This window comes from Vibrio sp. OPT46 (genome assembly GCF_015163535.1).
Classification (GTDB): domain Bacteria; phylum Pseudomonadota; class Gammaproteobacteria; order Enterobacterales; family Vibrionaceae; genus Vibrio; species Vibrio alginolyticus.
In genome coordinates this window covers 164,797-175,004 of the sequence record NZ_JADDYG010000244.1, presented here as the reverse complement: position 1 = coordinate 175,004, position 10,208 = coordinate 164,797, and the positions used below count along the sequence as shown (strand labels likewise).

General features: G+C 43.6%; 9 protein-coding genes. 4 read left to right on the top strand and 5 right to left on the bottom strand.

What is annotated here, in order from left to right; genetic code table 11:
• Positions 1-102: 102 nt before the first annotated feature.
• Both IQR33_RS10920 and IQR33_RS10915 read right to left on the bottom strand, forming a co-directional pair.
• Positions 103-315, bottom strand: a complete 213-nt coding sequence (locus tag IQR33_RS10920; RefSeq protein WP_005375644.1) for a cold-shock protein — start codon at positions 313-315, stop codon at positions 103-105.
• Positions 316-621: 306 nt separating this feature from the next.
• Positions 622-870 (bottom strand): hypothetical protein, encoded by a 249-nt coding sequence (locus tag IQR33_RS10915; RefSeq protein ID WP_017635761.1) that lies wholly within the window; start codon positions 868-870, stop codon positions 622-624.
• A 289-nt stretch (positions 871-1,159) separates the two neighbouring features.
• On the opposite strand from IQR33_RS10915, the gene pcp reads away from it, so the two are divergent.
• From pcp to IQR33_RS10895, 4 genes are all read left to right on the top strand, one after another.
• A complete protein-coding gene (gene pcp, locus IQR33_RS10910; RefSeq protein WP_025998708.1) occupies positions 1,160-1,798 on the top strand; it encodes a pyroglutamyl-peptidase I in 639 nt (212 codons plus the stop codon).
• A 197-nt stretch (positions 1,799-1,995) separates the two neighbouring features.
• Positions 1,996-2,259 (top strand): hypothetical protein, encoded by a 264-nt coding sequence (locus IQR33_RS10905; RefSeq protein ID WP_017635759.1) that lies wholly within the window; start codon positions 1,996-1,998, stop codon positions 2,257-2,259.
• A 63-nt stretch (positions 2,260-2,322) separates the two neighbouring features.
• Positions 2,323-3,309, top strand: coding sequence for a CobW family GTP-binding protein (locus IQR33_RS10900; protein WP_193837759.1), 987 nt, complete (start codon positions 2,323-2,325; stop codon positions 3,307-3,309).
• 170 nt (positions 3,310-3,479) lie between these two features.
• Positions 3,480-4,772, top strand: coding sequence for a DEAD/DEAH box helicase (locus IQR33_RS10895; protein ID WP_005375652.1), 1,293 nt, complete (start codon positions 3,480-3,482; stop codon positions 4,770-4,772).
• 65 nt (positions 4,773-4,837) lie between these two features.
• On the opposite strand, the gene IQR33_RS10890 is transcribed toward IQR33_RS10895, so the two are convergent.
• The 3 genes from IQR33_RS10890 to IQR33_RS10880 all read right to left on the bottom strand — a co-directional run bounded on the left by IQR33_RS10890 (position 4,838) and on the right by IQR33_RS10880 (position 9,752).
• A complete protein-coding gene (locus tag IQR33_RS10890) occupies positions 4,838-7,864 on the bottom strand; it encodes a polymer-forming cytoskeletal protein (protein ID WP_193843696.1) in 3,027 nt (1,008 codons plus the stop codon).
• 307 nt (positions 7,865-8,171) lie between these two features.
• A complete protein-coding gene (locus IQR33_RS10885) occupies positions 8,172-9,011 on the bottom strand; it encodes an arginase (RefSeq protein ID WP_033907142.1) in 840 nt (279 codons plus the stop codon).
• 6 nt (positions 9,012-9,017) lie between these two features.
• Complete coding sequence (locus IQR33_RS10880) at positions 9,018-9,752, bottom strand: IclR family transcriptional regulator (RefSeq protein WP_193837758.1); 735 nt, start codon at positions 9,750-9,752, stop codon at positions 9,018-9,020.
• Positions 9,753-10,208: the final 456 nt, after the last annotated feature.

Here is a 10,208-nt window from a genome sequence, read left to right as displayed (position 1 = left end):
GAGGTAAGTGATTTGGGTATATAAACTTAGATAGAGAATAGTAAGGGCAGTAATAAGTGGAAGGGGATGGTGGCACCAACAACGTTGATGCCACACAAAGAATTACAGTGCAGTTACTTCAGCAGCTTGTAAACCTTTGTTACCTTGTTCAACAACGAACGATACTTTTTGGCCCTCAGTAAGAGTTTTGAAGCCTTCAGAAACAATAGAACGGAAGTGAACGAATACGTCATCACCACCATTGTCTTGAGAAATAAAACCAAAACCTTTAGTTTCGTTGAACCATTTTACTGAACCAGTTAATTTATTAGACATAGATACCTCTATATTTGATTGTTTTAAATATTGAATTTTTAGCTAATATCAAGTGCTACTATATGATTTTAGAGATAACTATTTTGTCGCAGGAACGTAAACGAGGAATTCGATGTGGAACTGAGAGAAACTTTGATCTTTAATTACATTAATAGCTCTTTCCGTAAGAGCTGATGTGCAGTATACCGACAAAATTAATAAAGGCTAGCCTTTTCTTTTTTATTTTTTGAGTACACCAAGCGCATTGCTTTCAAAGCATACGCTTGGTGTATAAGACGGCGTGATGTTATAGGTGGCGTCGAGCGCTTAGTGTTTTCTGGTTGGGCCGTTACGAACGATGTCTTTACCATTGTCATATACGTGCTGCGAAACCCAGCGGCCAAGGAGCAATTGGTGCTTTTCTCCTAATACGGCAATAAATGGACGGCCATCGGTATTAGAGGTGGCTAGCGCAACGCCAGTGACACCTTCAAGGCCTAGAGCGCCGCTTTCTACTAAATGCAGAAATGCCTCCAACTCTTCAATCGTTTCGATTACATGGTTATCAATATTCATTGTATTCAATCTCTTCGAATTGCATTGCGGTCGCGTACTCTACCTAAGTTAAGCGTGGAAACCAAGCTTCTACGTGCGTCATGTAATGAGAGAACCTTGCCCTGCCACTAATCATCAATAAGTTAGTCTCGATAGTCCGGAACTTGCCTAGATTCAATGGGGCAGAAAACACTCTCTGGTTAGACATGAGTCACATAATGTTGTCTGGTTTATCTCATCAATACTTTTGCTATTGGATGGGGTGAAGGGGAGTGCAATAATTTGTAAAACTCTTTTCCTAAAGGCTGTTATGAAGAAAGTCCTGATTACCGGTTTTGAACCTTTTGGTGGTGACGCCATTAACCCCGCCTTAGAAGCGGTCAAGCAATTAGAGGCTGCGGCCATAAAAGGCGGTGTGATAGTTACTTGCCCAGTCCCCGTAGTTCGATATGACTCGGTGAAAGTCGTTATTGAAGCAATAGAAGCGCACCAGCCAGACTGTGTAATTACTGTAGGGCAAGCGGCCGGGCGTAGCGCGATAACCCCAGAACGTGTCGCAATTAATGTCGATGATTTTCGTATTCCAGATAACGTTGGTTATCAACCGATTGATGAACCCGTGGTGGCTGATGGTCCTGATGCTTACTTCTCGACACTGCCGATAAAGCGTATTGTTCAAACGCTGCAAAAGCAGGGGATACCTAGCCAGATTTCCAACAGTGCCGGAACATTTGTATGTAACCACCTTTTTTATGGGATCCAACATTATCTAAAAGACAAACCTATTCGTCATGGGTTTGTTCATATCCCATTATTGCCAGAACAAGCAGTAGATGGCAGTCAGCCTTCCATGTCTCTGGAGATGATAGTCGAAGGGCTAAGGCTGGTGGCGCAAGTTTGTATTGCCAATGAAAACGACATATTGGTCAGCGGCGGGTCGATTTGCTAGTAAGTGCTTTACAGTCCACTAAGTGTCTGAAAGCTAGTAATAAGTTCATCGTTTGATGTTGTAATAAATGTTAGCTTTGTCAAATTTCACAAGTAGCGAAAGGAGTAGCATTGAATAGTCAGGTTGGATGTTGTTCAAACTGGCACTCCCCTAATACAGGAGGTATTAGGGGCTACCCTTACGAAAGGCGAGTTATCATGAAAAGCAACAAAAGTAAGTCTATCGCACTTATCTCTGTCGTTGTTTTCGCATTGGCTATCGCTGCGCTTAAATTCGAAAACACACTCGGAGTTCTTCCCATTGTAGTCGCTATTATCGCGTTTTTTGCCTGCGTCATTTACACCAGTATGTATCTTTCTGATATGAAGCGTTCAGAGTTGATAAGTCACTCTGATCATTCTCAAAAAATGTATACCCACGCATCACGCAATGAGCTTGATGAGCGCGATAAAAAGCGTTGAAGCGAGTCACATTCTCCGTATACTTTGCTGGAGCATTAATGCACTAACGTGTCGGAGATAAGCATGTCAAATCGAGTACCAACCAACATACTGACCGGATTTTTGGGTGTCGGTAAAACGACCACGATTTTAAATCTACTGAAGAACAAACCGGAAAACGAAAACTGGGCGGTTTTGGTCAATGAATTTGGTGAGATTGGCATCGACGGTGCATTGATGACCGACCAAGGCGCGCTGATTAAAGAAGTGCCGGGTGGTTGTATGTGCTGCACTGCGGGTGTGCCGATGTCGGTAGGTATCACCGCATTATTGCGTCAAAAACCGGACCGTTTATTGATTGAGCCGACAGGCCTTGGTCATCCAAAACAGGTTATCGCGACGCTTACCTCACAGCAGTATGAACCTTACGTTGATCTTAAAGCGACGATTGCCTTGGTTGATCCGCGTAACTTAAGTGATGAAAAGTATCTTTCTAACCAAAACTTCGTGGACCAGTTAGACAGTGCAGATGTGGTAATTGGTAGTAAGGTTGACCTATGTTCCAGCCACGACCTTGATGTGTTTAATGACTGGGTGACGGACCAATCCCCTTCAAAAGTATTCAGTAAGCTTATTCATGACGGTGAGTTGCCGATAGAAGTCTTGGATATTGAGCGGGTTTACGGCAGCGCTTCTTCCCATATCGAGTCACATCATCATGACCACGCTCATCAAGAGCCTCAATTCCAATTGGCGCCTGGTGAAGCCTTTGTGCGCAAAGAGAACAAAGGGCAGGGTTATTTTAGTTGTGGGTGGTTGTTTGGGGCAGAGTATAAGTTTGATTTTGAAAAGCTTTTCTCTATGCTTTCGGACTTGACCGCAGAGCGTGTTAAAGCAGTGGTCAATACGGATCAAGGTTGTTACGCGTTTAATGTTGCCAACCGAGTCGTGTCGGTGAATGAAATCAGCTTAGAAGGCTTTGAATCACGATTAGAAGTGATAGATTCTCAGCTGTTGCCATGGGATGAGCTTGAGCGAATTCTCCTTCAGTTATCTGGCATCAAACATTAAATCGCGCAAAGGTTAAACGAAAACGGTGAACCACTAATATATCTGTGCTCACCGTTTTTTCTTTTGTAGGATTTCAATGAGAAAAGTGAGATAAATCACTCAAATTCGGGTATAGTGCACGGCTAAATTTTTAAAGCTATTTTTAGTGGTTTGTTTAAGGAATACGCTCAATGTCATTTTCATCTCAAGGTTTTGCGCCAGAAGTGGTTAAAGCACTGGCAGAATGCGGTTATGAAAAGTTAACGCCAATTCAACAGAAGGCGATTCCAATGGCTCGCAAAGGCCATGATATTTTCGCTACAGCACAAACAGGTACTGGTAAAACGGCTGCGTTTTCTCTGCCTATGATTCAGCAGCTGCTAGACAGTAACCGTAGCGCTTCTCGTAAGACTGCTCGCGCACTTATCTTGGCTCCAACTCGTGAGCTTGCTGAACAAATTGCTGACAACATCAAAGCTTACACGAAGTACACGAATCTGTCGGTGGCTGCGATTTTCGGTGGCCGTAAAATGTCTTCTCAAGTAACGGCATTAGAAAACGGTGTAGATATCCTAGTGGCTACACCAGGTCGATTGGAAGAGCACATTGAACAAGGTAATGTCTCGGTCGCACACTTAGAGTTTTTAGTGTTTGATGAAGCAGACCGTATCTTGGACATGGGCTTTATTCACGCAGTACGTAAGATCATGCTAGATGTGGATACTGATCCGCAAATTATGATGTTTTCAGCAACGACTTCGAGCCAACTAAATCTGTTAGCAAAAGATATCCTGCGTAAGCCTAAGCGTATTGAAGTTGAGCGAGCGAATACGACAGCACAGACAGTTGCTCACGTGTTGTATCCAGTTGATCAAGAGCGAAAAACGGAACTGCTTTCGGAGCTGATTGGTCGTAAGAACTGGAAACAAGTGTTGGTATTTGTGAACTACAAAGAGACCGCAAACGAAGTGGTAAAAGAGCTGAAACTTGATGGTATCAAAGCGGTGGTTTGTCATGGTGACCGTGCTCAAAGTGCTCGTCGTCGTGCGTTAGAAGAGTTCAAGTCCGGTAAAGCACGTGTCATGGTGGCTACCGATGTCGCTGCTCGAGGTCTAGATATTGAAGATTTACCTCACGTTGTGAACTATGACATGCCTTTCCTAGCGGAAGATTACGTTCACCGAATTGGTCGTACAGGCCGTGCAGGTAAACAAGGTCATGCCGTTTCATTTGTAAATCGAGATGAAGAACTCACGGTTGTTCAGGTTGAAAATCTAATCCAGCAGCGAATTCGCCGTATTGAGCTTGCTGGCTATGAACCAAAACAGCGTGAATCTTACATTGAAAAGCTGCACTCAAAACCAGCATTCAAGAATCGTCAAGGTCGTCGTAATAATCCGAACCAGTCGGCAACAGACCAAGGGTCGGCAGAGCGTCGTCTTGCTATGGTGAAGCGCCTGAAAGCGCGTCGTGGCGCAAAGTAAATTACATCAGTTTGTGATGAAAAGAGCCCCTCAATTGAGGGGCTCTTTTTGTTTGCCGTTTCGCGTTAATTTAGGCCAAGCATATTGGGTTCACCACGATAAATAATGCGATCGTTTCCTCGGTGAATACCAAACGTAACTGTAACAGGTGGATTTTCCTCTTCACTTGTCGTGTTATCCCAGTCGTATTTCAGCCAAGGGATGCGATTGCCTGAGCTGTCTAAATCTAGGTGGAATTGTATTTGCTCTCGCGCTGAGTCAATTTGGCTTGCAACGATATCGGTCATTCTGCCAATACTCATCGTTCCAACGCCAGAAAGCAGGGCGTTGTTTGCTGGCGCATGAGACCAAATTGGCGTGCTGAAGTAATATTCACCATTCGCCGTTGTTGAGCTGTCATCGAAGTTAGTCGTAAATCGACCGTTTTGCCAAATTTCCACATCAAGTGGCACTTTGATCACCATGCCTTGGTTGCCACCTACATCTTGAAAGTTCAAACGACCGAATCGAATGTCTGGTTGTTTTGTGAGCACTTCGCTATCGTCGAAGAAGTTTACCTCATCAACGGCTTTAGTCGTGACTATACCTATTTTGCTGCTGTCACTGTTAGTCCCTTTATTAAATGGGCCATCAGGGTATTGTTTATCTGTCGTGTTCTTTTTCCAACATGGGCTATTGTTACAAGTCGCATTGGTCGACGGCTTCTCGATCACAAACGTTCCAACACTCGCGTTACCCAGTGGTTTCCATTCTACCTTCTTAGGCTTAGGCGGCAAAAACCGATCGGAGTATGAGCTTAGCTCGCCTAAATCGAAATGTTGTTGAAGGTTAGACGAAAAGTGGACGTAATTCTTCACGTTTTCCTTATGCGCATTGAGTGCGACAACATCGTAAGTGACTTTCTCAAAAGGTTGATTCATGTAAGCAAAAGTTTGGCCATGTGGGTTGTGCCATTCTTGGTCTTGCACTTGAAAATATTTTGGGTAAAAACGACCAACGTAACGATAGCCTTCGTTTACAGTCATACCTAGATATTTACTTTCTAGGTTTGCTTTTACTCTCAAGCTCCCGACTTCTTCCCAATATAATCCATTAAAGACGAATTGATCATTCTTGGCTGAATTATGCGCCTGAGCCAGTGAGTCACTACTTTTTAGCAATTTTGAGGTTTGGTTCGCTGTCTCTGATGGCGTATGTTGCTCACTCGACAAGACAACCGATGCTGCTGGAGCGTCATCAAGCGTAAAATTACGGGTGATAGAAGCATCACAATAGCGTGCTGATTCAACAGACCCACTTATAGAGCCGTCAGGTTGCCAAATGATTGGTTTCACCGTTAGAGAGAAAAGTTCTCCGGCAGCAAGAAACCCTTCTCCTTGTTCAGAGGTACCAGAAGGCAAAGCACGTTGGTTGTCACAGATAGCCAGTGTCCATGGTCGCGAGTGCACATTAAATGTTCCTTTCACTTCCACTTTGCCTTCTTCTGGGCACTCTTCAAATCCCTCACATTCAAAATGATCGGACAATGTCACTTCAAATATGCCGGATTCGTTCGTGATAAGGCCATGTTCAGACAAGCCATCTTCAAATTCTGCTGAATAGCTAAAGTTTCCTTCACTTCCTCCTAATGGTTGAACCAATGGATGAAAAACTTTAGGCGTACCATTGTAGTTGCTTGCTACTACAGGTTCGCCGGTGGTGGCACAAGCAAGTAATCGCGTATGCACGTTTTCTGGCTTACCTGCAATAACGCGTATTTCATTTAAAGCGGTGCTTTTTGTCTTTGAGTAGGCCTCAAACATAAATGGCGTAAACATAAAGCGAACAGTTTGATGCTTGCTCGTGTCTTCTGCCATAGTGAAAGTTAGTGTGTAGTTGGTATCTAACGAGATCGTATCAATATTATTCGGAACCACTCGAACAACAAGTTCACCATTATCGTCTGATATAAATTGGTTGGCTCCTAATGTCTGATGACCTTTAACCACCTCTAAAGTGAATAAGTCAGGGTGTGATAGGACGGCACTGACTTCTGCCCTTACAACTTCTCCATTATTGGTTGTTGTTACTGTAAATTGCGGAAGATCGTCGCCGCACATCAGTGCCATGTCGTCCGATGGTGTGACGCTGAGGTTTAAGTCGTTCTCCGATGGAGGCTGCATGCTGCAATTCGGAACATCTTGAGGGGTGATTGGACAGACTTGGGAAGAGTAGTGACAATCAGCCTCGCCCAATCCACAGTATTGCGTGTATTTGTTGTCTTGTGCTTTCGTTTGCGCACTTCCTGGCGTTTGTTGGATTTCACCACAAACTTGACTAGGCTGATTTGGAGCGTTGTTGAAGTTCAATGTTTGGAAGTATTTAATTGCTGCGGTGGAACTATAGAATGAGCCACTTAATGTAGCTGACGATCCTACAGATTCAGCTGTACCATAGATCGATATATCTTTTATAATCAGAGAGTTGTGCGCAGAAACATCACCGACGACAAAATGGTCTTGTAAAGGATGGTTTGTTTTTAGGTGTAGTGTTTCGCCTTGTGATTCGACCTTACCACAGATGTTTGTATTAAATACATTGGTCGTGCTGTGTGTCGAAATATCACCAATAATGGTGTTGTACGTTCCATCAATGTGAAGTGTCGAACCTGTTAGCTTAATATTCCCGTCTATGAGAATGTTATGCAGCTTTGTTGGGTAAGCCGATAGAAGATCACCATAGATGACAGTGTGTTTGTTTTGGTAATCGTCAAGGTTTGAAGCCTTCTCATTGCTAACCGTTAATCCGGTAGCGAGGGCGTGGAGAGAGATACGCTTATTGGGTTCACCAATCGTATTGTTCCCCTCTAACACAATGCCATGAGCTGCTTCTAGCGTTATCTCTTTGTCCGGTAATGAGGAAACAATTTTGTCACCAGCGGGTAGGACTAGTTTCCCTGTACAGTGATAAGTCGTACCATCGCTTCCGATACTAAAATTCTTGTGTGAGCAAAGTTGACCTAGCTCAGATAGATCTTTTACGTCATAAGTGGTGGCGTGTGAGGTTAGCGGTAAAAAAAGAACCGCAGCGAAAATACTGCAAAGACGCATCATCAAATGTCCTAAAAAAGTGGAACAAGATGGCATCAAGCGAGCGTGAGCAAGTGCTCACTGAAATTGGAATAGCTGCGGTACTTTTTGTTTTGAAGCCGCTTAGTTATTGAACTTTGGTTATTTTTTATTTCGTATGTCATACCAAAGTTTAGCGGCCTTATTACAACGTAAGTGTCAGGTTAGTTCAAGAGGCAAGTGTGATGTGTGTCGATTTATATGTGTAACTATTTGTTAGTTAAGGATAATAAGTAAGCATGTTGGTTCAGAATCAGGAAGGACGCGATCCTGATTCTGAATGTTTATAACGCTAGGCAGCGTGAACGATGAGTGGGGCCATCTGATATAACTCTTCTAGTATGGCTTTCGTTTGTCTCGAATACACCAGACAATCTCGATCGCCAACGAGCTGAATTGCTCGCACTTTACCTGCAACCAAACATTGCCTAATCGTGCGTAGAACCATTTGGATATCAATTTCTGACGCGCCATCAAGGCTGTTTTTGGTTTTTAGAGATCCAAGGTCGATGCTAATGATTATTTGGTCGCAGTGGTCTAGGTAATTGCCGATCTGTTGCTTAACGTTATTGCGATGACGAAAAGAAAACTCTTTCTCGGTCACCCAATCACAACCTTGATCTTCCGCGTATTCCCATGTTTCCTGCTTCGTCTCTTGCTCACTGACGCCAGCAAAAAACAATCGTACGTTTTGATAGCGAGAAAGAGCAAAATGGAATGCAGAGCCTAAGCGTGGCTCAAGTGTCGGCTTCAAGTTCATGTTATGCCCGATATTTACGACACCCACTTCGTCTCGATAGGATACGACCACAGGTAACATGGACAAGATTGCCTCGGTACAGTTAGTGACTAAAACAGGAATTGAGTGGCGAGAAAGCGAAAGGCTTAATGCTTCCTGAAACTCGCCATTTTCCAGCTTGTCGTGGTTGAAGTGCCCAAAGTTTTCAGCGGTTTCATGATCATGCTGTTGGTATAGCCAATCGCTAGCATTTTCCAAACTTTGATCAGCTAATTCAAACGCGCCCTTAGACATGGGTGGCAAATACTCACACACTGTCATAAAAGAAAAAGGGTAATGCTGCGGCTGTTTCACGGTGTGGTGGAGTTTATAGCGTTTGAAAAAGCTTAACATGATGAATTACCTTTCTGGTGGTAGTGCCCTTGCCGCTTGCAGTACATGTAAAATAATGCGCTGCTTATCCTTTTCGACTCGGTGGGCCGGAGCCATCACCGAGACTGCGCCAATCAGTTTGCTTCCTTTCATTACCGGTGCGCTAATACCTGAAACACCAGGGTCAATCTCAGAAGTACTGACGGCATATCCGTGTTTACGGATGGTTGTGAGCTCTTTTTCCCACTCGTCACGTCGGTGATCTTGATTAAAATATCTCAAGATTTTCTCGCATCGACTTTGAGGCATAAAAGCAAGCATCACTTTAGATGAGGCACCGCGCAGCAGAGGTTGACTTTGACCCTGGACGAAGCTGCAACGCAGCGCCTGCATACTTTCTTTCTGTCTGACACAAAGCGCACGATAACCAGCTGGTACCATATAAGCGGCCATTTCCCCGGTTTGTTGTACCAACCTAGCCAGTATGGTTTCGACTATGTCGAGCCCATGTTGCGCGGTCTCATAGCTGTGCATGAGTAACAATGCCGCCGGACCAACGACAAATGTCTTGTCGTGAACGCTTTCTTCGATCAAGTTCCACTCTTTAAGCAGTTTTAAGTGTCGGTAAAGGCTGCTTAGAGGAACGTTCAATTGCTCGCTTAGCGTTTTCGCAGAAACTGGGAACGGACTAACTGCAACTTGCATTAACAACTGCAGTGATTTTTCGTTTACCTGGTTAGCATTAGCTTTGTTTGTCGTCATGAGAGTGTTGTAACGTGTTGTAGGAGTTACGACAAATATAATTCTTAATCACTGAGAAAAGAAAAATATTTTTAATGGGTAATTCTTACATGATGAGAAACAGACAGGTAAAGACTTTCGCAAGTACCGATAGACATAACATGGTGTCGAATTAAAGTCTCAGGTTTGAGGCGCTTGATACTAAATTGGAACAGGAGTGAATAAGACATTGTTTAGTTTGCGGTATTACTCAGCGTTTCGCATACTGAGTTAATCCAAACAAATAATGTTAAAAAACGTGAGTTGCTAGCGGGTATCGGAATCGAGGTACCATCTCAGTAAATCGGTTTTATAAAAGGTTACTTTTATATGCTGAATAAGGCGATTTTTAAAAAAGCCATCATTTTCCTTCTGCCTATTCCCTTGGTTATTGGAGAGGTTTTGTATTTAGCTCGTGAAAGCGTGCAAAACAATCTC

Coding starts and splice junctions, on each gene's coding strand:
- IQR33_RS10900 (WP_193837759.1), top strand. CDS start 2,323: ATGTCAAATCGAGTACCAACCAACATACTGACCGGATTTTTGGGTGTC.
- IQR33_RS10915 (WP_017635761.1), bottom strand. CDS start 870: ATGAATATTGATAACCATGTAATCGAAACGATTGAAGAGTTGGAGGCA.
- pcp (WP_025998708.1), top strand. CDS start 1,160: ATGAAGAAAGTCCTGATTACCGGTTTTGAACCTTTTGGTGGTGACGCC.
- IQR33_RS10895 (WP_005375652.1), top strand. CDS start 3,480: ATGTCATTTTCATCTCAAGGTTTTGCGCCAGAAGTGGTTAAAGCACTG.
- IQR33_RS10880 (WP_193837758.1), bottom strand. CDS start 9,752: ATGACGACAAACAAAGCTAATGCTAACCAGGTAAACGAAAAATCACTG.
- IQR33_RS10905 (WP_017635759.1), top strand. CDS start 1,996: ATGAAAAGCAACAAAAGTAAGTCTATCGCACTTATCTCTGTCGTTGTT.
- IQR33_RS10920 (WP_005375644.1), bottom strand. CDS start 315: ATGTCTAATAAATTAACTGGTTCAGTAAAATGGTTCAACGAAACTAAA.
- IQR33_RS10885 (WP_033907142.1), bottom strand. CDS start 9,011: ATGTTAAGCTTTTTCAAACGCTATAAACTCCACCACACCGTGAAACAG.
- IQR33_RS10890 (WP_193843696.1), bottom strand. CDS start 7,864: ATGATGCGTCTTTGCAGTATTTTCGCTGCGGTTCTTTTTTTACCGCTA.